Annotated in this window: 20 protein-coding genes and 1 pseudogene; 17 read left to right on the top strand and 4 right to left on the bottom strand. The window is 41.2% G+C overall.

The genetic code is table 11. From position 1 onward, the window contains the following. From UH38_RS28325 to UH38_RS20850, 17 genes and pseudogenes are all read left to right on the top strand, one after another. Positions 1–87: pseudogene (locus tag UH38_RS28325) on the top strand (photosystem Q(B) 2 domain protein); the annotation flags it as partial. 115 nt (positions 88–202) lie between these two features. After that, positions 203–730 carry a hypothetical protein gene (locus UH38_RS20925; RefSeq protein ID WP_045056636.1) on the top strand — a complete coding sequence of 176 codons (528 nt, stop codon included), beginning with the start codon at positions 203–205 and terminating at the stop codon, positions 728–730. 18 nt (positions 731–748) lie between these two features. After that, a complete protein-coding gene (locus UH38_RS20920) occupies positions 749–937 on the top strand; it encodes a CPXCG motif-containing cysteine-rich protein (protein ID WP_045056635.1) in 189 nt (62 codons plus the stop codon). Between the two features lie 5 nt (positions 938–942). Continuing rightward, a complete protein-coding gene (locus UH38_RS20915) occupies positions 943–1440 on the top strand; it encodes a DUF1499 domain-containing protein (protein ID WP_045056634.1) in 498 nt (165 codons plus the stop codon). 182 nt (positions 1441–1622) lie between these two features. Beyond that, positions 1623–2669 (top strand): class I SAM-dependent methyltransferase, encoded by a 1047-nt coding sequence (locus UH38_RS20910; protein ID WP_045056633.1) that lies wholly within the window; start codon positions 1623–1625, stop codon positions 2667–2669. Positions 2670–2801: 132 nt separating this feature from the next. Further along, positions 2802–3299 carry a YbjN domain-containing protein gene (locus UH38_RS20905; protein ID WP_045056632.1) on the top strand — a complete coding sequence of 166 codons (498 nt, stop codon included), beginning with the start codon at positions 2802–2804 and terminating at the stop codon, positions 3297–3299. Next, positions 3256–4020, top strand: a complete 765-nt coding sequence (locus UH38_RS20900; RefSeq protein ID WP_082065465.1) for a lipoate--protein ligase family protein — start codon at positions 3256–3258, stop codon at positions 4018–4020. Before UH38_RS20905 ends, UH38_RS20900 begins: the two co-directional genes overlap by 44 nt. Positions 4021–4110: 90 nt before the next feature. After that, the gene (locus tag UH38_RS20895; RefSeq protein WP_045056631.1) at positions 4111–4911 is read left to right on the top strand and encodes an alpha/beta fold hydrolase; all 801 of its coding nucleotides are present in this window, start codon (positions 4111–4113) and stop codon (positions 4909–4911) included. Next, positions 4896–8108 (top strand): hybrid sensor histidine kinase/response regulator, encoded by a 3213-nt coding sequence (locus tag UH38_RS20890; protein ID WP_045056630.1) that lies wholly within the window; start codon positions 4896–4898, stop codon positions 8106–8108. The genes UH38_RS20895 and UH38_RS20890 overlap by 16 nt, the downstream gene beginning before the upstream one ends. Next, a complete protein-coding gene (locus UH38_RS20885; RefSeq protein ID WP_045056629.1) occupies positions 8105–10594 on the top strand; it encodes a response regulator in 2490 nt (829 codons plus the stop codon). The genes UH38_RS20890 and UH38_RS20885 overlap by 4 nt, the downstream gene beginning before the upstream one ends. Beyond that, positions 10591–11037, top strand: a complete 447-nt coding sequence (locus UH38_RS20880) for a response regulator (protein WP_200892547.1) — start codon at positions 10591–10593, stop codon at positions 11035–11037. The genes UH38_RS20885 and UH38_RS20880 overlap by 4 nt, the downstream gene beginning before the upstream one ends. Positions 11038–11053: 16 nt before the next feature. Beyond that, positions 11054–12949: a hybrid sensor histidine kinase/response regulator gene (locus UH38_RS20875; protein ID WP_045056628.1), complete on the top strand. Its 1896-nt coding sequence runs from the start codon at positions 11054–11056 to the stop codon at positions 12947–12949. Between the two features lie 209 nt (positions 12950–13158). After that, on the top strand, positions 13159–14469 hold the full coding sequence (locus UH38_RS20870) for an ATP-binding protein (protein ID WP_045056627.1): 1311 nt from the start codon (positions 13159–13161) through the stop codon (positions 14467–14469). Next, positions 14470–15735: a coiled-coil domain-containing protein gene (locus UH38_RS20865; protein WP_045056626.1), complete on the top strand. Its 1266-nt coding sequence runs from the start codon at positions 14470–14472 to the stop codon at positions 15733–15735. Positions 15736–15737: 2 nt separating this feature from the next. Further along, a complete protein-coding gene (locus UH38_RS20860) occupies positions 15738–17063 on the top strand; it encodes an ATP-binding protein (RefSeq protein WP_045056625.1) in 1326 nt (441 codons plus the stop codon). Next, positions 17060–19240 carry a DEAD/DEAH box helicase gene (locus UH38_RS20855; protein ID WP_045056624.1) on the top strand — a complete coding sequence of 727 codons (2181 nt, stop codon included), beginning with the start codon at positions 17060–17062 and terminating at the stop codon, positions 19238–19240. Before UH38_RS20860 ends, UH38_RS20855 begins: the two co-directional genes overlap by 4 nt. Before the next feature lie 58 nt (positions 19241–19298). Next, positions 19299–19721 (top strand): acyl-CoA thioesterase, encoded by a 423-nt coding sequence (locus tag UH38_RS20850; protein WP_045056623.1) that lies wholly within the window; start codon positions 19299–19301, stop codon positions 19719–19721. A 45-nt stretch (positions 19722–19766) separates the two neighbouring features. Here the strand turns inward: UH38_RS20850 and UH38_RS20845 are convergent, their stop codons facing one another. The 4 genes from UH38_RS20845 to ndhL all read right to left on the bottom strand — a co-directional run bounded on the left by UH38_RS20845 (position 19767) and on the right by ndhL (position 22602). Next, the gene (locus UH38_RS20845) at positions 19767–21146 is read right to left on the bottom strand and encodes a 2-succinylbenzoate--CoA ligase (protein WP_045056622.1); all 1380 of its coding nucleotides are present in this window, start codon (positions 21144–21146) and stop codon (positions 19767–19769) included. After that, positions 21143–21937 carry a tryptophan synthase subunit alpha gene (gene trpA, locus UH38_RS20840; protein WP_045056621.1) on the bottom strand — a complete coding sequence of 265 codons (795 nt, stop codon included), beginning with the start codon at positions 21935–21937 and terminating at the stop codon, positions 21143–21145. The genes UH38_RS20845 and trpA overlap by 4 nt, the downstream gene beginning before the upstream one ends. A 147-nt stretch (positions 21938–22084) precedes the next feature. Beyond that, positions 22085–22387: a DUF3007 family protein gene (locus UH38_RS20835; RefSeq protein ID WP_045056620.1), complete on the bottom strand. Its 303-nt coding sequence runs from the start codon at positions 22385–22387 to the stop codon at positions 22085–22087. 2 nt (positions 22388–22389) lie between these two features. Further along, a complete protein-coding gene (gene ndhL / locus UH38_RS20830) occupies positions 22390–22602 on the bottom strand; it encodes an NAD(P)H-quinone oxidoreductase subunit L (RefSeq protein WP_045056619.1) in 213 nt (70 codons plus the stop codon). Positions 22603–23438 lie beyond the last annotated feature (836 nt).

Here is a 23438-nt window from a genome sequence, read left to right as displayed (position 1 = left end):
GAGCGCAACGCTCACAACTTCCCTCTAGACTTAGCTGCTGGTGAAGCTGCACCTGTAGCACTGACTGCACCTGCAATCAACGGTTAATTCTTAACTACTGATAGCTAACATCAAAGCGCCTCCCATTTGGGGGGCGTTTTTAGTACATTGGTAGGGTGCGTTTTGAAAACGCACCCTACTTTGTTATACGCAGTATTCAACTATGGCTAATAATAACGAACCTTTAACTTTCGAGAGTGCGATCGCTTTATCTCAATCTTTACTCTTACAAGTCGATTCTGGCAAGCTTTCTGAAGCAGAAATAGGTTCGCAAATTGCAGAACTCGTTAAAACGGAAAATGGGGCTAGAGGTTTTTTTGTTACTTTCCTGACATCTAACTCATCTCTAGCCGATAATCCCACAGATGCAGTTATTCAAGCTTTGCGTTCGAGTCCTGAAGAAGTAGCCGAACTGTTAGTCAAAAATTTAGCTATGTCTACAGCCCAAGAGTTATTTCACCACCGCCGTCAAGCTGAGGAAATGGTACATGGATCGCAACAAGTACAAATGCGGACAGCAAATTTGATAAAATTAGTCGATTTAGACGAGGTAAAAGAGCGATCGCAGCAACTCATCGATAGTGCTACTACTGGTGAAGGTAAGTATAAAGCATTTTTAGAGCGTTGGAACTATGACGCAGAGCAAAAACAGTTAATTTGTGCTGCTTTGCAGCAAGTTACCTTGCCATAATTAGTAAAATTAGCAACAATGCAAAATTCAGCAGAATATTTTTGTGCCTATTGCGGCGAGTCTAATGTATTATTTGTCGATCTAAGTGCTGGTAATTACCAGTCTTATATTGAAGATTGCCAAGTTTGCTGTCGTCCTAATGTTTTATATATTCAAATAGACGAGGAAACTTTAGAGTTAACAGTTGATAGCGAATACGTTGGATAATTATTATGGCAATAAATAAAAAAACTATCTTTACCTTTGTTTTTCTACTGCTTGCAGCAGTTTTTCTCTTAGGGGCTACTTTAACTATTTCAGGCGATAAAGTGTTTGCAGGTACTAGACCTAATAATTTGGGTGTTAATTTAAGTCAACTAACGCCGTGTCCTAGTACACCTAATTGTGTTAACAGCCAAAGCGTAGATACCGAACATAGTATTGCACCTTTAACTTACAATTCTTCTTCGCTAGAAGCTTGGGCAAATCTTAAAGGAGCGATCGCCACTTTTAGTCGCGCTAAGATTATCCAAGAAGCGGACAACTACATTTATGCTGAATTTACTCTACCAGTAGTCGGGTTTGTTGACGATGTAGAATTTCAATTAGACGAACAAGCAAAAGTAATAAATGTCCGTTCCGCCTCGCGTTTGGGCGAATCCGACTTAGGCGTAAACCGCCAGCGCGTAGAAAATATTAGGACTAAATTTGCTCAATTACAGGCTAGTTAATCACTTCCTCTCAAAACTATAATAAGTCTGCCAAATTAACTCAAAACTGTAGTAGACCTACCAAATTAACTCAAAACTTAAAACTCAAAACTCAAAACTATTTACTCACTCCAGGTAGATGATTTTTTCGTTACAATTATTTACGTTAATATCAATACTCACATTTGCAATTCGCTATTCCCATGCCTGACACAATCACCAAGCTGACTTATCAGACTTTTCAGCATGGCAAAAACTACTTTGGTTTAGCTCATAAATACTTAAGTTCGCAAATTATGAGCTTAGTTTCGCCTCAAATGCAACGAAATTACAGACCAATTTCTCCAGAACTGCTACTAAAAATTCAAACGCGACTAAATCAGTTGCTAGAAGCAGACTGGAATGATGCAGAAAAAGGCGTATATCCTCATAGTCTGTTGTTTGATAATCCTTGGACTGACTTTTTCCGCTATTATCCTGAAGTTTGGCTAGATATGCCGCAAATTTGGCAGCGTCTTAATCAGAAAAACTATCAAGATTTTTCTGCAAACGTCCCTAAAGATGGCTATCCTAGCTACTACTTACAAAACTTTCACCATCAAACTAATGGTTATTTAAGCGACTTGTCAGCTAATCTCTACGATTTGCAGGTAGAGTTGCTGTTTGGTGGTTCTGCTGACCCGATGCGGCGCAGAATTTTAGCTCCTTTAAAAGAAAACCTCAAAGCTACTGGACAAGTACGCATTCTCGACGTGGCTTGCGGAACTGGTAGGACGTTGAAGTTACTGCGTAACGCTTTCCCTCAAGCATCGCTATTTGGGACAGACTTATCGCCTGCTTACCTGCGTAAAGCAAACCAAGAGTTGTCGCAAATTCCTGGAGAATTACCGCAGCTATTGCAAGCTAATGCTGAAGAATTACCTTACTTAGATAATTACTTCCACGCTATAACTTGCGTCTTTTTGTTCCACGAATTACCCGCTGCAGCCCGCCAAAACGTTATCGACCAATGTTTTAGAGTAGTACAGCCAGGTGGAGTCTTTGTAATTTGCGACTCTATTCAAATGAGCGATTCACCCGAAATGCTCCCTGTAATGGATAGCTTTCACGAAACATTCCACGAACCTTATTACAAGCATTACATTACCGATGACTTGGGACAGCGCTTAGAAAAAGCTGGATTTGAGGATATTTCCGAGCAAGTACATTTTATGAGCAAATACTTAATTGCTCGCAAACCCGCACAGTAAAGCGAATAAAAGTGCGACCTAACTACAATAGGGAAGCGATCGCACTTTTATTAAATTATTTACTAGAGTATAAGCTTGCCTTGAGGGGATACTGTTAGTCTAGACATAACCCTCAGTATTTTAGGAGCTAGCATGACAAATTACCAACCCGATCCGGATACTGTTGCAACCCAATCTATTTCTAGCGAACAATTAGTTAACGATTTAGTCGATGAAGCGACTGCCGATCATGTAAATGTGATTCAAACAGTCATAGCTAGCCTAGAACAAGACCAAAGCGCAATGGTCAGCCAAACAGATGCAACGTATTTATGGAAGTTTAAATACGGTAGCGTTGAGGTATTCGTCCAACTTACCGGACTTAGCGACGAAGATACGCTGACAGTTTGGGCAAGTGTATTGAAACTCCCTGCTAAAGACGAAGCAGGCTTGATGCGAAAAGTTTTAGAAATGAACTGGGCGGGTACTTTTGAGGCTTGTTTTGCTATTTTCAACGAGCAAATAGTCGTACTATCAACGCGCACCTTAGCAGAATTATCGCCTGGGGAGATTTCCCGCCTGATAACGATTGTAGCCACGATCGCCGATGAAAATGACGAGGCGCTGCAAGCTGAGTTTGGTGCAGCCTAAATCTAAGTGGCGGCTAATTCCGCTGCTTACAGCATCAGGACGGGTGCAAATGGCAATTGACAAATGGTTACTTTCGCAACACCAGTTAGGCTTGCATCCGCCGACTTTACGCTTTTACACATGGTCGCCAGCAGCAATTTCTCTAGGCTACCATCAATCTAAATTTCCTCCCCACTGGCAGCAACTAACCTGGAATGGCGCACCTGTAGACTTGGTACGCCGTCCTACAGGTGGTAGGGCGGTACTGCACCAAGGAGACTTAACTTATGCTGTAGTTACATCAGGGTTAAGTGGTAATCGCACGCAGGTGTATCAGCAGTTGTGTGAGTTTTTGATTCAAGGATGGCAGCTTTTAGGCGTTCAATTGCATTACGGCGACGCTGGGCGTGGCTACATTCACAACCCTAATTGTTTCGGGACGGCTACAGGTGCAGACTTAGTCCTTTGTAATGGTAGCAAGTTAATTGGTAGCGCTCAGTTAAAGCGCTGTCAAACAATTTTACAGCACGGTTCGATCCGCTTAGAACCTGATGTAGAGTTATTCAAGCAGGTGTTTGGCGATGAAGCTTTTAGCCCCCTGCATTTACCTGTAGTTCAGGTAGAGCAAGTAATTGAGGCTTTAACTCGTGCAGCAAGCGATCGCTTTGGCAGACAATTCGAGGTCGAACCGTTATCTGCAGCAGAATGGGAAGCAATTTTGGCACAACAACTTGAGATATAACTTAGCACTGCATATTAATTTAAATGTGTTTTTTCACCATTTTTTAGCTAAAAATAGACTTTATCATAGAAAAGTCGGGCATTCTAATTTATGGCAACTAGCATCCTGGAGCGCAATAATGTCAAAATTTTAGGCAATGGCGATCGCACACTCGTGTTTGCTCACGGTTTTGGCTCAGATCAAAGTGCTTGGCGGCATCAAGTAGCAGCATTTGCACCCAGTTTTCGCATTATACTTTTCGATCATGTCGGCGCGGGAAAGTCTGATTTTACAGCCTACAGTCCCAAACGCTACAGCAGCCTTTATAGCTACGCTGAAGACTTACTAGACTTGTGTGCGGACTTAAAGCTGACTAAGTGTATATTAGTCGGTCATTCAGTTAGCGGCATGATTAGTTTACTGGCGGCATTAGTTGAACCGCAATTGTTTAGCCGACTAATTTTTGTCAGTGCATCTCCCCGTTACCTCAATGATGCGAACTATATAGGTGGCTTTGAGCAGTCCGATTTAGATGCTTTGTATGCAGCGATGTCATCTAACTATTATGCTTGGGCGAGCGGCTTTGCACCTCTAATTATGGGCAACCCAGATAAACCAGAACTAGCCAAAGAATTTGCTAACACCCTAGGAGCTATTCGTCCCGATATCGCTCAAGCTGTGGCAAGAGTAATATTTGAATCAGATCATCGTCAAGATTTACCGCGCCTGCAAGTTCCGACACTGGTTTTACAACCAAGCAAAGATGTTGCCGTACCGCTCGAAGTTGGACGTTATATGGTAGGTAAGATTAGTCAAAGTCGATTGATTAATATTAACGCTCAGGGACATTTACCTCATCTGAGCGCCCCTGATGTAGTTACAAAAGCGATCGCTTCATGCCTTGGCGTTTAATCAAACATCTACAACGATTGCGCCGCCATCCCGATTGGCTGCCTACTTTTGCGTCGATTTTAATTGGGCTAATATTTTTATTTCTTATTCTAGCGACTTTGGATGGCTGGACACCTTTACAACTCTTGCTGTTATTAGTTTCACTATTATGTTCGATCCTGCCTTTACCTGTAATGCGCTTGGGGCTATTTGCGATCGTAATTACTATCCTTGCAGGCGTAACTCATCCAGATAAACTTATCCAGACAATTGAATTGGGCTGCGTTTGTATATTTAATATTTGCATCGCGCAATTTTTGCGCCGAGTTGAGTGGCGCTTGGCTTCTCAAACTGTGCTTGCTTTTACAGATGCCGATGCAACTATTCCCCACCAGCTTTTAAAGCGCACTGTAACTTTGCTGCACGATTTTTCCCGCGCTGATGCGGCGATCGCTTTGCAACAACTCGATGATGTTACAGCGGAAGCGATCGTTAGTTTACCTGCTACAGCTTTGCCTCATAACTTAACAACTCCAACCCTATTTGCGGAAGCAACTTTGCAAAACCGCTGCCTTTATTATCCTGATTACCCATCTACTCCTGGTGCTTCTCACCTATTAGTCGCGCGAGGGACTAAATCTCTAGCAGTGTTACCTCTAGTAACAACAGACGGCAGAAAAGGCGCAATTTTATTAATTTGGTATCGATATACGCATATTTCTAGCTATTTACAGCAATTTATCGCGTCTTTGCTCGGACAATTGCGGACTCTACTCAACTTCAATGACATGACTATTAACCTCGATCGCTTGCAAGCGCGTTTTGGGGCAATGCTGCAAACTATCCATCAGGGAGTCGTATTTGTAGATGAAAGCGGCGAACAAGGCTGGATCAATCAAGCTGCGGCTCAAGAATTGCAATTAGAGCCTGGATATGTAGAACCACCAATTCTCGCTCAAGCGATGGCAAATCTCCGCATGAGTGCTTCAAATCAAGTTGAAATTGCTACCCAAGCAGAGCAATTTTTTTCCCAGCCGTACTCAGAAATTCGCGATTGGTATTGGATTTTGGCAGGCTACAAGCCGAGAGTATTAAGTATTTCTAGCACTACTACTCGCGTGCGCGATGTGCCTGGGAGGTTATGGCTATTTGACGATATTAGCGAACAATACTTCAGCAAACAAGCACTTGTTACTAGCACTCAAGAATTGGAAAAAGCTAAAATTGCCGCAGAAAGTGCGGCTAGAACTAAAAGCGAATTTTTAGCTAATATGAGCCACGAAATTCGTACTCCCATGAATGCGATCGTCGGCTTGACTGATGTCTTACTTAATACTCAATTGACCCCGCAGCAGCGAGAATTTATTACCACAATTCAAAGCAGTAGCGATATATTGTTAATGTTAATTAATGATATTCTCGACTTATCAAAAATAGAATCTGGCAAACTAGAATTAGAACGGCGTTCTTTTAACTTACATACATTTATTGAAGAATCATTAGACTTAGTAGCTTGGAAAGCTGCAGAAAAAAATATTGAAATAGCTTATATTATTACACCACAAACACCGCAAACAATTATTGGCGACGTAACGCGGTTAAAACAAATATTAAATAACTTACTTAGTAATGCAGTTAAGTTTACGCCCAGCGGAGAAATAATAGTTTCTGTAACTGCTAAACAAATAAAAGGTGAAGAAATTAAGCAAAATAGCCCTCATTGCTTGCTCGAACACGAAATTCAATTTACAGTTAAAGACACGGGAATTGGTATTCCCCCAGAGCGCATAGATCGCTTATTTAAATCTTTTAGTCAAGTTGATTCTTCTACTACCCGCGAGTATGGCGGGACTGGATTGGGGCTGGCGATCGCCAATCAATTAAGCGAAATAATGGGCGGTAAAATGTGGGTGGAAAGTGAAGTAAATCGCGGTTCTACCTTTTATTTTACAATAGTTGCTACTGCTGACTACAATTCTGCATCCATAGATTTTGCTAACTGTCAATTACAGAGAAAAAGACTGTTAATTGTCGATGACAATGCTACAAACAGACAAATTTTAACTTTACAAGCTAAATCGTGGGGAATGCTAACGCAAGCTGCAACTTCTGGCGCAGAAGCACTCAATATTCTGCAACAAGAACAGTTCGATCTAGCAATTTTAGATTTGCAAATGCCAAACATGGATGGCTTGAGCCTTGCAGCCGAAATTCGCAAACACACAAAACTGATAGAATTACCGTTAGTAATGTTGACTTCTATTGACAAATATCAAATTAGTCAAAAAATAATAAAAAGCTTGGATTTAGCAATGGTTATTACTAAACCAATTAAGCAATCTCATTTATATACACTTTTACAACAGATTTCATGCCATCAGCCTGCACCAATAAAGCAGGATATAGAAAACAACCAATTAATAGAGCGATCGCCCTTAAAAATTCTTTTGGCTGAAGACAATACAGTTAATCAAAAAGTAGCCTTATACGTACTGCAACAAATTGGTTACGAAGCAGATGTAGTCAGCAACGGTTTAGAAGTGCTAGCAGCGCTAAAACGGCAGGCTTATGATGTCATTTTAATGGACTTACAAATGCCGAAAATGGACGGCATAACAGCAACAAAAGAGATTCTTGCTTCATTTGCAACAGGTAAAATTGCTGCACCGCGCCCGCGAATTATTGCCATGACAGCCAGTGCAATGCCAGGCGATCGCCAAGCTTGTCTCGATGCAGGAATGGATGACTATCTAAGCAAGCCAATTAGAATCGAAGAGTTGCAACAAGCCTTGAAAACAGGTACAGACGACGAATGTACAGACGTAGCAGTGCTACGTCTAACCGCAGAAGTATTTCAAGTGCTTGATGCTAAAGCATTGCAAGCGCTGCAAGCCATGTTTGGCAAAAATGCAGACTCAGTTGTAAATGAAATGATTGATTGCTACCTAGAAGAATCTCCTCAGTACCTAAGCGCGATCGCTCAAGCGTTAACCGACAACGATGCCGCTAAGTTGCACTATGCATCTCATACCCTAAAATCAAGTAGCGCTACATTGGGAGCAATAAAACTGTCAAATTTGTGTAAAGAGTTGGAAACCCTCAGCCGCAACGGGCATACTAGAGATGGATTAAGCCAACTGAACCAGTTAGAGGCTCAATACCAGCAAGTCAAGACAGCTTTGCAAGTAGTTCGCCAGCACAGCATCACTCAGCTATGAACGTTCAATTACCTCACGAGCGTCCGACAATTTTAGTTGTAGACGATGATAAATTAGCTCGGTTGCAGCTACGCCGAGCAATGGAACAATTAGGCTACCAAGTAACTGAAGCGGAAAATGGCGAACAAGCATTAACCGCTTATACGCAATCGTCAATTGAGCTTGTCTTATTAGATGCTCTAATGCCCGTAATGGACGGGTTTACCTGCTGTCGGAAAATACGATCGCACTTTGCGGGCGATCGCACTCCCATTTTGATCGTTACAGCGCTAGAAGACTCTGAATCAGTAGATTTAGCTTTTGATGCAGGCGCTACAGACTACATTACCAAGCCGATCCACTGGGCAGTATTGCGCCAGCGCGTGCGCCAATTGTTGCAAACAAGTAAAGCATTAACAGAACTCCAGGCACAAAAGCAACAAGCCGAACTGCAAGAAAAACAACTGAGATTGGCTTTGGAAGCTGCTCACATGGGTACTTGGGATTGGAACATCGTCACTAACGAGGTAGTTTATTGCCACCAACTAGAGCTAATATTTGGCTTTTCAGCAGGCACTTCTCATCGTAACTACGAAGCTTTTCTCGACTGTGTTTATCCCTCAGATCGCGATCGCGTTAATCGAGCTATTAATGAGGCGATCGAACGTGGCAAAGAATACGGGCTAGAATTTCGGATCGTTGACTCAGAGGGCAGGCTCAAGTGGCTAGGCAGTAAAGGTCAAGTCTACCACGACAGCAAGGGTAAACCGCTCCGCATGGTCGGGATAGCTATGGATATAACTGCGCGTCAATTAGCCCAAGAGCAGTTGCAAAGCCAAGAAACCTTACTGCGCTCGATGACTAGCGCTTCCCCGCTAGCATTTTATGTAGTTGACAATCGCAGCGACGAGATTCTCTACTTTAACCATCGTTTTTGTGAAATTTGGGGTATCGAACACTTAGAAGCAGCTTTAACTAGAGGGGAATTAAAGAATAACGATATTATTCCTGAGTGTATTAAAGTTCTAGCTGACGTTCCTGCCTTTGTTGAGTCTTGCAAACCGTTGCAGAACGAAGCTAGCAATAGCATTGTCGAAGATGAAATTGCCTTTATCTACGATCGCACGATTCGCCGCTTTTCTACTCAAATCCGCGATCGCCAAAATCGCTATTTTGGTCGCCTGTATCTATTTGAGGATATCACCGAGCGCAAACAAGCAGAGCTTGCCATCAAGCAAGCACAGAGGCGATCGCAATTATTTTCCGAGATTACCCTAAAAATTCGCCAATCTCTGCATCTAGATGAAGTTCTCAAAACTGCTGTAACAGAACTACTCAATTTGCTTAAAGCCGATAGAGCTTTAATTTTTCGCTTGTCACCTGACGGCAACGGCAAAATAGTCACAGAAGCAGTAGTTTCTACTTATAGCTCTGTAGTCAAGCAAAATATCACCGAGGAATGTTTTGGAAAAGAATACCTCAAGAAATACAGCCAAGGAAGAATTTATAAAATTGATGATGTGGAAAAATCTGGCGTAGAACCTTGCTTAATTCAATTTATGCAACGCTTTGATGTCAAAGCCAAGTTAGTCATGCCGATTTTGTTAAAAGAAGAACTGTGGGGCTTGACCATCGTCCATCAATGTTCTCATCCCCGTGCTTGGACTGACTTTGAGATCGAACTATTACGCCAACTAGCAGATCAAATTGGGATTGCCTTGGCGCAAGCGCAACTATTAGCCGAAGAAACCCGCCAGCGCCAAGAACTAGCTCGTTCTAACGCCCAATTACAACAATTTGCCTATATTGCTTCCCACGACTTACAAGAACCCTTGCGGAAAATTCAAGCATTTAGCAATCGGCTCAAAGACAAATGTAACGCATCGCTAGACAATCAAGGCCGCGATTATCTGGAGCGGATGCATAACGCTGCGGAAAGAATGCAAGCTTTAATTAACGATCTACTAACACTTTCGCAAATTACAACTAAAGCCCAGCCATTTGTTTTAGTCGATCTTAATCAAGTGGCTCATGAGGTAATATCGGATTTAGAACTACGCATTCATCAAACTGGGGGATGCGTGCAAGTGGGAGAACTACCAACTATTGAAGCCGATCCGCTGCAAATACATCAGCTATTGCAAAATTTGATTGGCAACGCCCTGAAGTTTCATCGCGTAGGAGAAACACCAATTGTCAAAGTTAACGGGCAAATTATCGAACGAGAACAGCAATTTGTAGCTGGCTTGGCAAGCACTGCAATTTGTCAGATTACTATAGAAGATAACGGCATCGGTTTTGAGGAAAAATATCTCGATCGCATTTTCGATGTTTTTCAGCGCCTACACGGTCGCAATGAGTACGAAGGTACAGGCATGGGACTAGCAATTTGCCGTAAAATTGTGGAACGTCACGGCGGCAGCCTTACAGCCCAAAGTACGCCAATGCAGGGAGCAAAATTTACGATCGCGCTGCCTGTAAAACAAGGTAGAGGAGATGCAGATTGAAAGGTCGCCGCACTGTAGTAACAATTCTCATGGCTGATGACGATGAGGACGACTGTATGCTTGCCCAAGAAGCATTAATGGAAAGTCGATTAGCCAATGATTTGCATTTTGTCCGCGACGGCGAACAATTGATGGATTATTTATATCGTCGTGGCGAATATGCCGATCGCGATGTAGCGCCACGCCCTGGGCTAATTTTGCTAGATTTAAATATGCCCAAAAAAGATGGACGCGAAGCACTAAAACAAATCAAAGCCGACCCAGAATTACGGCAAATTCCGATTGTAATTTTAACAACTTCCCAGGCAGAAGCAGATATTCATCGCAGCTACGATTTGGGGGCAAACTCCTTTATTACCAAACCAGTAACTTTTAGCGGCTTAGTTGAAGTCATGAGAACTATTGGTAGATACTGGTTTGAGATTGTCGAACTACCGCTGTAAACGGTTAGAGATAGTTATGGACAACCGTATAGTTAAAGTTTTATTAGTTGACGATGACGAAGACGATTACATCTTGATCCGCGATTGGTTAAGTGAAGTCAACGCAGCTAAATTTGAATTGGGATGGCTTTCAAGTTATCAAGCCGCAAAGGAAGCGATCGCCTGCGATCGGCACGATGTTTATTTGCTAGATTTCCGTTTGGGCGAACATACTGGCTTAGAACTATTGCGCCAAGCAATTGCTAGTGGCTGCACTGCGCCAATTATTATGCTTACAGGGCAAGGAGAAAGAGAAATAGATGTAGAGGCAATGAAGGCGGGAGCGGCAGATTATTTAGAAAAAGGTAAAATCAATTCTGCTGTGTTAGAGCGATCGCTACGTTATGCGATCGAGCGCAAACGCTCCGAACAAAAAATCCGCGAACAAGCTGCCTTACTTGACATTGCTACTGATGCGATTTTGGTGCAAGATTTAAACGACCAAATCTTATATTGGAATAAAGGTGCAGAGCGCTTATATGGTTACTGTGCCACCGAAGCAGTAAATAGCCAAGTAACTAAGCTTTGGGATAAAGAAAGTTTGGCTCAATTTGCAGCGGCAAAGGACATTCTCAGAGCATCAGATGCTTGGCAAGGCGAACTGCAACAAGTGACTAAAGAAGGGAAAATAGTCGTTGTAGAAAGCCGCTGGACTTTGGTACGCGATCGCGCTAACTTGCCAACATCAATTTTAGTTGTTAATACCGACATCACCCAGAAAAAACAACTTGAATCTCAATTTTTACGCGCTCAACGCATGGAAAGTATTGGGACTCTAGCTAGTGGCATTGCTCACGACCTAAATAATATCCTCGCACCAATTTTGATGTCAGTACAGCTATTGCAAATCAAGTTTCCCGAACCTCAGAACCAACGCTTGCTTGCAACTATAGAAACTAACGTCAAACGCGGCGCAGCATTAATTAAGCAAGTTTTATCCTTTGCTCGCGGACTTGAAGGCAAGCGCACGACAGTACAAGTCAAGCATCTAATTTTAGAAATCGAGCATATTGTCAAAGAGACATTTCCTAAATCCATAGAACTTTATACGAACATAGCGTCCGATTTATGGACTGTTTCTGGCGATCCGACGCAGTTGCATCAAATCTTAATGAATTTGGTAGTTAATGCTTTAGATGCTATGCCTAACGGCGGCATTTTAAAAATTGATGCTGAAAACATCATTATTGATGAAAACTATCTTAGAACTCATATCGATGCCCAAGTAGGCGCTTATATTGCGATCGCAATTTCTGATACGGGAACAGGAATTGAGCCACAAGTTATGGAAAGAATTTTTGAGCCTTTTTTTACTACTAAAAATATTGGTAAAGGTACGGGGTTAGGACTTTCTACTGTTATGGGTATAGTTAAAAGTCATGGTGGCTTTGTTCATGTTTATAGCGAAGTCGGAGAAGGAACGCAATTTAAAGTCTATCTACCTGCCTTGCCAGCAACAGAACTTCAAGAGAATCAAGACAATGAATTACCTTTAGGTCAAGGAGAATTAATTTTAGTAGTAGATGATGAAAGTGCAATTAGAGAAATCACTAAAACATCTCTAGAGAACTACAACTACAAAGCTATAACTGCTAGAGATGGCATGGAGGCAGTTGATTTGTACCAGAAATATCAGTCAGAAATTAGCGTAGTTCTAACAGATATGATGATGCCATTTATGGATGGACCTACCACTATTAGCTCTTTACAAAAAATTAATCCTCAAGTAAAAGTTATTGGTTTAAGCGGACTAAATTTAAGCGATAAACTAACGGCAGCTAGTAATATTGGTGTAAAAACTTTTTTGTTTAAACCCTACTCAGCCAAAGAGTTACTAAAGACAATTGATGGAGTTCTGCACGCTAAACTTTAACAGCGACTAAATAATTCGCGCATTCGTAATTTAAGAAATTTACAAGCCAAGCGAGCTTTTACTGGTAGAATCCTCATCCCAAAACGTCGCTTATGACATTCATGTATGAGATATCAATGCGCGAATTACATTTGGTTATGCGCCACTAGATAGTTAACGTTAGGGCATATCGCTGCTACCATACCGTAGAATTACACTACTAGAGCGTTATGGATGCATCAGTCAAATTGCTGCGCTGCTGTTGCGCGTCTTTATTACTTTATCAATCTATTTTAAATAATCCTGTTGGCAAAGCGTTTATTGACTTGTTGCAGGCTTTACACCAGATAGAACTAATGCAAGCTTTACGTCATAGCGATATTGACGAAATTGCTTGTATTCAAGCTTATGCTACATGGTTTAAAGCGATCGCTCAAACTAACCAAAGTTGGCAAGACTTTCTCGTTACTCAACTTTTACTTGATAATAATCCCTTTTCTCGTCAAGCACAGCATACAGACATAGTTCATCTACCACCAACATTAATCGCCGCTACTAGGCAGGATTTGCAATACTTACAACTTATCTATAAATGTAGTAGCGATAACTTAAGCCAGTGGGTACAAGCTGCTACTAATTTGGCTGTTGCACCTGTTGCTTGGTACGACAATGCAGGGGAAACAACGCCGCTACATACAAAGCTAAAGCAGTTAGATAATTGGGCTGATGCGATCGCAGATTTAGCTGCATACTATCAGCAATATGGCACTGGGTTGTTTGCTCAATATTCAGCTTTACGCTGGCAATCGGGACAATTTATAGGTATAAACACTCCCGATCCGGTGCAAGTCAACGATCTCGCAGGCTATGAGTACCAAAAAGAGGCCCTGTTAAAAAATACGGAATTTTTACTGGCTGGCTACCCTGCATTGCACGTATTACTTTACGGTAGTCGCGGTTCGGGAAAATCTTCTTTAGTTAAAGGATTGTTACATAAATATCGCGATCGCCAATTGCGGATTATTGAAGTTGCCAAATCGGACTTGCAAGACTTACCAACTATTTTGGAGCAGTTGCGCGGCGCTGCGGCGAAGTTCATCATCTTTGTGGACGATTTATCATTTGAGGAGGATGACGACGCTTTTAAGGCGCTAAAAGTGGTGTTAGAAGGCAATTTAACTGCTCGTCCGCAAAATGTAGTTGTGTATGCGACTTCCAATCGGCGACACTTAATTCGGGAGTTTTTTAGCGATCGCCCGCGTCTTAGCAACAGCGATGAAGTCCATGCTTGGGATACACTACAAGAAAAGCTATCATTTAGCGATCGCTTTGGTTTGACTTTGACGTTTGAAAGTGCAGATCAGCCTACGTATCTAAACATTGTTCGTCATTTGGCAGCGCAAGCTAAAATAAACATTAGCCAGGAAGAGTTAGAACATCGCGCTTTGCAATGGGCTACTCGTCACAACGGTCGTTCGGGAAGAACTGCAAGGCAATTTATTGACTTTCTCCAAGCTGAGATGGCAGGTAGAATTTGTTAAATGCGATCGCTGGAAATAAATATTTTTGCCATTGATGGCTTACAATGCCTGCAATGTAATTTAGCAAGTCTAATTCCATCGTCCGCACGCCTGTATATACTTTCTTTATCATTAGCAGTTATGGGAAAAAATCCGTTGCTTCTGGGTTCCGTTTCCTTTAGCGTCAGCTTAGTTATCAGCTTACTTACCAGTAGAGATATCAAAACTGCTTTTACTACAGGTTTGATTTCCGTACCTGCGACTTTAACTGGAGTAGGCTTTGTCAATCTGAAGCAGAGAAATCAGCAAAAGCTCATCCTCAATGACTTACAAGCGGAGATTCATCAGTTAGAAAGATGGCAAGTGCAACTCAATCGTTCTTTATTAGAGATTGCTGATAAGAAACAAAAAACTGCAACTAATATTAACTTTTTGCAGACTCAGTTAAGGCAATTATCCGATCGCACTACCGAACAACGCCAGCACAAACAGCAGATTACTCAAGAATTAGATACTTTATCCGAGCAAAAAAGCCATTTAGAAATAGCATCGCAAGAATTGCACCATCAAATTTACAATCTGGAGCAACGTAAAGGAGAGCTAGATCAGTCTGTGCGATCGCTAAAAAAATTAAAGCACGATGTTGAAGCGCAATTTAACTTATTTGAAAGTGAATTAGAGCAAATGCGCTGTCAAATAGAGCAATTACAAATAGAGAAACAAGAATTAGAAGATAATATTACTTTACTTAACCGACTTAGACCGCAGCTTGAAGAAAAATCTCATACTCTCCAAACGGAGATTCAGCAATTAGAAAAACAGCAGTTAGATTTAAATAATTCTTTAGCTGCGATCGCAGAACAGAAAATTACAACTCAAATTCAGCACAATTCTTTGCAAAAGCAGATATTAGAAGATCGGCTTATATATGATAAAATAAAACAGGAAATAACTAACTTAATCGAACAAAGAGAAACACTAAATTCAGATAGACAATTTGAGAAAGTACCTGATGAATGGAGTAGTTTTGTTGCTCATTTAAATGAGCCAGAATTGCAAGTTTTAAACGCAATAATACAGGAAAACGATCCTACTGCTGCTATTAAAAAGATTGCTGAAGACAACATTACTATGCCAGAGTTATTAATTGATTCTATAAATGAATGCGCTTTAGATACAATTGGCGACTTAATTATTGAACCAGGAACAGAGACAATTCCTCTGGCAATTATGGAAGAATATTTAACGCAGCTAAATAAAGTAATGAAGTTAAATAAAACAACTTAAGGATGACTAATATTAAAATACCTAAAAGAGTATCTACAGCATTAATTAATTCTTTAGGTGCGGGAGTAGTACCGAGAGTAGGCTTAGAACACATTGCTGTAGGAAGAGAAAAAGAACTTACCGCACTTTTGCAAGACTTAGATAACATTGCTGAAGGTGGAGGAGCATTTCGATTTATAGTTGGACGTTATGGTTCGGGAAAAAGTTTTACACTGCAACTAATTCGCAATCATGCAATGGAACGAGGCTTTGTAGTTGCAGATGCAGACTTATCGCCAGAACGCCGTCTGGTGGGTGCAAATGGTCAAGGAGTAGCAACTTATCGAGAATTGATGCAAAATATATCTACTAAAATTCGTCCTGATGGTAGTGCATTAACACCAATATTAGAAGGGTGGATAAATGGGATACAAAATCAAGTTGCTAAAGACACGGGAATGCGTCCTAACGATGATGGTTTTGATGACAAAGTAGAAGCAAAAATCTTAGAAGCCATTAAGAATACAGAAGGTTTAGTACACGGATTTGCTTTTGCTACAGTTCTTACTACTTATTGGCGCGGATATCGTTTAGACGATGATAGTAAAAAGAATGCGGCTTTGCGGTGGTTACGAGCAGATTTTGCTAACAAGATTGAAGCGAAATCACTTCTAGGAGTCAGAGATATTATCGATGACGAAAGTTGGTATGACTATATTAAAATATTTGCTAAATTTGTGGCTGATATAGGCTACAGAGGACTAATAATTTTACTTGATGAGGCGGTGCATTTATATAAGATAGGGCATAGTTTATCTAGGCAAAATAACTATGACAAGCTGCTAGCAATTTTTAACGATATCATGCAAGGTAAAGCAGAAAATTTAGGTATTTACATAGGTGGAACTCCTAACTTTTTAGAAGACTCAAAACGCGGACTATTTAACGATTTAGCTTGGAGAAGGCGCACAGCAAAAAGTCGCTTTGCTCAAGATTTTCAAGATACATCAGGACCAGTTTTTCAGTTAGAAGCTTTAACAGAACAAGAAATTTTGATACTATTTAGGCGTTTAGCTGATGTTCATGCAACTCACTACGGCGAACAGCAGAAGTTAACGAACGATAATTTTCAAGAATTTTTACAAGAAGTAGTTAATCGCTTAGGTGCAAATGCTTTATTAACCCCAGGCGAAATAGTCCGCGACTTTATTAGCGTTTTGAATATATTGCAGCAAAATCAAGAATTAACTTTGACTAAATTACTACACGGTTCTAGTTTTTCTCTTACCGCTGCAAGCAAAACTTCAGATGTAAATGAAAATAGCGAATTTGCCGAATTTACTTTATGAGCGATTCTACATTTTCTAGACTTGCGCCATTTATACAAGAATATATTTATACTCATGGCTGGACTGAATTAAGACCAGTACAAATAGAAGCTTGCAAGGCAATTTTTGATACAAATAATCATCTACTACTTGCTGCTGGTACAGCTTCAGGCAAAACAGAAGCAGCATTTTTACCAGTCTTGACTTTATTGCAAAAATATCCAGCAAATACCATTGGAGTTCTATATATTGGACCAATTAAAGCCTTAATTAACGATCAATTTGACCGATTGAATGATTTATTAAAAGAAGTAGATATTCCCGTACATTATTGGCATGGTGATGTTTCTCAAAGCCGCAAGCAAATATTACTTAAAGATCCTAAAGGCGTACTGCAAATTACACCAGAGTCATTAGAAAGCTTGTTAATTAACAAAAGCGATCGCTTAAATCATTTATTTGGCGACTTACGCTTTATTATCATAGATGAAGTCCATGCATTTATGGATTCAGAACGCGGTTGCCAAATCCTTTGTCAACTAGCAAGATTATCAAAATTCATGCAAACTTCGCCGCGTCGCATTGGTTTATCAGCAACGCTAGGCGACTATACATCAGCCGCAAAATGGTTGCAAGCAGGAACTAAACAAGAAGTAACAATAGCCGATATTCAAGGTGGAGAGAGAAGATTAAATTTAGCATTAGAACATTTCTATACACCAAAAGAAACAGACGAAGCAGCAGAAAACCCTTATTACAAATATATTTTTAATTTAACTAAAGCACGTAATTGTCTAATTTTTGCCAACAATCGCGCCGAGACAGAATCAGTAATCTCCAACTTACGTCAAATAGCCGCAACACAAGGATTACCAGACATATATCATGTCCATCATGGTAGCATCTCGACAAAACTGCGCCAAACAGCAGAAGCAGCGATGCGCGATCGCAATTCTCCCGCAGTGACAGCGGCAACTGTTACCCTAGAATTAGGCATAGATATTGGGCAATTAGAGCGAGTAATCCAGTTAGATGCACCAGTAGCAGTATCTAGCTTTTTGCAGCGGTTAGGGCGTTCGGGAAGACGCGGAGAACCCGCAGAAATGGGATTTGTCTGCAGCGAAAAAGAACTAACAGGGGAAGAGACATTACCCCAGCAAATACCCTGGCAATTATTACAAGCGATCGCAATTATCCAGCTATACCTAGAAGAAAGATGGATTGAACCAATATATCCAGTTCAATACCCTTTAAACTTGCTCTATCACCAGACAATGAGCATATTAGCAGCAACAGGCGAACTTTCTCCACCTGCATTAGCCAAACAAGTTTTAAATTTACCTACATTTAAAGCAATTTCTCAAGCAGATTTTAGGCAATTACTCAATCACCTCTTAGAAATCGACCATCTCCAGCTAACCGAAAAAGAGAACCTAATTATCGGTGTCAAAGGCGAAAAAATAGTTAACTCATTTCAATTTTACGCCGTCTTCGCCGATAACAAAGAATACAAAGTTAGAGACGAATCAATGGAAATCGGCAGTATCATCATGCCACCACCAGGAAACAGATTCACTCTAGCAGGTAGAACCTGGGAAATATTTGACATCGAACCCAAAGCAAGCACCATTTGGGTGAAACCAGTAGAAGGCATAGCCAACATTGCCTGGCGAGGAGGTAGCAGCAACATCCACACCAAAGTCTTGCAAAAAATGCGGCAAATCCTCAGCGAAGACAAATACTACAGCTACTTGCAACCAAAAGCCAAAGCCAGACTAGAAACTGCTCGTAAACTAGCCAAAAGTAGCAAACTTACCCAATACAACATATTGCCATTAACAAACAATACCTGTTGTATTTTTCCTTGGGTGGGAACAGTAGCCTATCGCACCTTAGAAAGACTACTAAACCTATATTGTCGAGAATCATTAGAAATCAGAAGTATAACAGGCATTAGTCCATACTTCATGCTGCTAAAAATGTCTAAAGACAAAATGACATCAACCCTCAAGCAAATTCATACCTTATGCAGCCAGCAAATTCCCGCACAGCAATTAGTAAATCCCAAAGAAGTCCTCAAACTCCAAAAATACGACCAATACATTCCCATTAACCTATTACACAAAGCATACGCCCAAGACCACTTAAACCCACAAGAACTACAAAAAGCCGTACCAAACTGGCACTCAAAAATATAGCATCAACTCTCTTACCTCTTATTCTCTGCGTTCTCTGCGCCTCTGTGGTTCGTTAAAAATGCCCTTCACCTACAATCGCATTATCCACTTTCAAGATACAGATGCCGCTGGCGTAGTTTACTTCACCAACATCCTATCAATGTGTCACGAAGCCTACGAAGCATCTTTACTAGCTGCCAATATTAACCTCAAAACTTTTTTCAGCAACGCTGCTGTTGCAGTTCCTATCGTTCATGCAGATGTAGATTTTTTGCGCCCTTTATATTGTGGGGATGAGGTACAAATTTCTTTGCAGCCTCGGTTGTTGGGTGATAGTGAGTTTGAGGTTGAGTATCAAGTGCTGGGGGAAAGGTTGATGGCTAAGGCTGTTACTCGCCATGTTTGTATTGGAGGTGATAGGAAGCGGCTAGTGTTGGGGGATGAGTTGGTAGGGTGGTTACGGTTGTGGGAGGGTGTGGATAACGAACTGCCTTCACAATAGTGTAGCGAAGCGCTTAGAACGCCAAGGTAAGAGGGTAGAGGAGAATTAGTTTGTGGAGATGGTGGCTTTTATGGTGTTGGTAGCTATTTGCGTGATGTAGCTGTAGTTTAGTTTGCCTTGGGGGTTGCGGGGTAGGGTGTCTAGGCTTATCCAGTGTTTGGGTTGTTTGAATTTGCTGAGTTTGTCTTTGATGGCTGTTTGGATGGTGTTTGGGGTAATGTTTGGCTGGCTTTTAACGTAAACTGCTGTTACTGCTTGTCCCCAAGTGCTATCTTCTACTCCTATTATGCAGATGTCTTTTACTAGGTTTGTTGCTCTAATTGCTGTTTCTATTTCTTCTGGGTAGACGTTTTCTCCTCCTGTGATTATTTTGCGGCTGCTACGTCCTACTATGTTTAAGTGTCCTTTTTGGTCGATATAGCCTATATCGTCTAGTTGAAATTTGTCTCGGCTTTTAAATTGTTCGGGATAATACCCTAGTGCTAGTGACTTAGAGGTAATTGTGATGTTTCCTATTTGGTTTGGCGCTAGTTGTTCGCCTGTGTCGCTGCAAATTGTGATTTGAGTATGTGGTAAGGGTTGTCCGCTGTTGTTCTCTCCTTTGAGGAAGTCTTGCGGTTTGAGTATGGCTATTCCTGATGCGGTTTCTGTCATGCCATAGGTGATTGCTATTTTAATCCTGTTTTTTCTGGCTGTTTCTAGTAGTTCTTGCCATGCTGGTGCGCCTCCTAATAATACTGTCCTAAATTGCGCTAACCATGCTGTTGATGTTGGATTTTGCAGGAGTTTTTGTAGCTGGGTTGGTACTAATGATATATAAAATTCTTCTGGTTCAATTTTGCTAAGTTCTTGGTTTTCTATTTGTTTGAGTTGGCAAATTGCTAGCTTCCCTCCTGTAATCAACGATCGCATAAATTGCATCAATCCGCTGACGTGATACAAGGGTAACGTACAAAAGGAGTTTATCTGCTGCAAGTCGAAGTATTGTCTAAAGGCTGTTACTGATGCTGTTAATGTTTCCCAAGTATGGATGGCGAAGCGGATTTTTCCAGATGTTCCACCTGTTGGAATCATTATCCAGTTTGAGTTAGGTGTAGCAGGGGAGTTGGCAGCATAATTCCTGCTGATTTCCCCATCTCTATCTCCTAATACTATGTCTGGCTGTACTAGCTCAAAAACTTGCTGCTTTTCTTGTTCTACCCAGTGAGGATTTCCTAAAAATACCAGACATTCAGCGGCGCAAGCTGCTATAAATCCTGCTAAAAATTTTACTGGTTCGCTTTCAAGTAGGAGAATTTTTGCTGGTGTTTGTTTTTGAGCTATTTCTAAATATAGTTGCTGTGTTAGTTCGATTAGTTGCTGGCGATCGCATCCTATTAACCAATCGTCTCTACTCTGTGTGAGATAATCTATACACTGCCTCATTTTATTGCCGATTTTAAGCTCTGACAAAATTCAGCTACTTCTTTTATGCCTGCTTCTGGTGCTTTATCTGCTAAACGTTTTACAACTGCACTACCCACAATTACGGCATCTGCTCCCCATTTTCTCACCTGGGCGGCGTGTTGAGCTTCGGATATGCCAAAACCGACTCCGATGGGTTTGTCTGTGACTTGACGCAGTTGTTGTAATAAGTCTTCTACTCGCGCTTCTAGTCCCGAACGCATTCCTGTTACGCCTGTGACGCTAACTAAGTATATAAAGCCTTGGGAAGAACTAGCGATCGCTTTTAAACGTTCTTGGGAGCTTGTAGGCGCTACTAATAATACTAAGTCGATTCCATACTCAGCGCAGGGCTTGAGCAGGCTTTCTGCTTCTTCTAGCGGCAGATCTGGCACTACTAACCCTGCTACTCCGGCGTTAGCTAGTTGCTGAATAAATGTTTCTATTCCCCGATTCAAAATGGGGTTGTAGTAAATAAATAAGACAATTGGCGCTTTTATTTCGCTCTTGAGGCTGCGGACAATATCTAATACTTGCTCTAACTTTGTTCCTCTTTGCAACGCGCGAGTAGCTGCAGCTTGAATCACCGGACCATCTGCTAAAGGATCGGAGTAAGGAACGCCTAACTCAATAATATCTGCACCCGCCTTGTCCAAAACTCGCAATGCGGCTTTTGTTGTCTCCAAGTCTGGATCGCCTGCGGTAATAAATGGAATTAATGCACATTCCCCGCGATCGCGCAAGGACTGGAAACAATCAGAAATTGCCGTCATTTTCTCAACAATATTTTGGGATATAAGTTATTACAAGTAGAGCAAAGGTTAAAGAAAACTAATTTCACTTCTTTAACCCTAAACTTTCTTCCTTAACTATCTCATATACGGGCGCATCGGTTATGTACGGGCGGAATGCATTCCGTCCTACTTACTTTCTTTCTCAATTTCCGCCTGGATTTTGGCTAATTCTTCGGGAGAAAGTTCGTCTAACCGTTTTTGGAAATAAGCTTCTTCGTATTCTTGTCTTTGGCGATCGTAGGTCATATTGTGGCTGACGGCTCTAAATAAATATGTCGCAACCCAACCTATCAAGCCACCTACTAACAGTAGTTGACTCCAAATACCTGCTTCTAGGCTATCTAACCCAGCTACTTGCAAAACTACGTAAATCAGTCCGCCAGCAACGAAAACGCCTAGTCCTATCCCTAAGACATCAATTTTCCGCATTTTTAGCCTTCAATTTGCCGCTTGCGAGGGCGAAAATTTACGAATGGACCAAGTACAATCAGTCCAGGAAAAAAGAAAAATACCAAAAAGTACATAAAACCGCGCTCGAAGGAGGTTGCTGAATACCAGCGCAGCTTTAAGTAAAATAATGTCACCAAAGGCATTACCAGTAAATAAGCCCCTGCTAAAGCTAGATAAAGTAAAGCTATTGTCATAATTTTTTATCAAACTACAAAGGACAATTTTACTTACTGTAGAACGTTAGTTGAGGAAAACCGCTAAACGCTCTGCTGTTACTGGTTATTCTACCGCTTGTTGAGTCATTCTTGGAGCAATATTTTTTTCTTATATACAAATTGAGTAGTTGTGTATATAATAAAAAACTGCGCTCAAAATATAAGGGGGCGTGGCGGAATGGCAGACGCTACGGACTTAGAAAACTGAGCCTTGACAGAGAAATTTGTCAAGTGACTGCTCTCAAATTCAGGGAAACCTAAAGCACTATCGTTGCTATGGCAATCCTGAGCCAAGCCGAACTTCGGAAGGTGCAGAGACTCGACGGGAGCTACCCTAACGCATTCAGGCGAGGGTAAAGGGAGAGTCCAATTCTCAAAGCCTCATACCTCAATCGGTAAGGCAGTAGCGAAAGCTATAAGAGAATGAAAATCCGTTGACCTTAAACGGTCGTGAGGGTTCAAGTCCCTCCGCCCCCATTTTAACAGTGACCAGTGACCAGTTAATCCCCATAATTTGAAACAGCGGGGGTTTAAATAATCAATTTCTTGATTTTCCTCAAATTTATTTGGGAGCTTGTACCTAATACTAATCTAATCAAAGCCCTGATATCATAGGTTTGCAGCAATACTTTAATTTGAAAGCGACTATCACCCTCTTTGCTTGATGATTAAATATTTAGTTGGTACAAAAAGTAACTCAGATTGCTGGCGAAAAATATATAGCGATCGCTAGGTTGTGTGCAGGGCATTAATAAATTATTAGTTACCGTATATTTACCTGAGTTGAGTTGTGCAAGTATAATGACTGGTAAAGG

Origin of the sequence: Aliterella atlantica CENA595, assembly GCF_000952155.1 — a bacterium.
GTDB classification, from domain to species: domain Bacteria; phylum Cyanobacteriota; class Cyanobacteriia; order Cyanobacteriales; family Chroococcidiopsidaceae; genus Aliterella; species Aliterella atlantica.
This window is presented reverse-complemented; position numbering and strand designations above follow the sequence as displayed.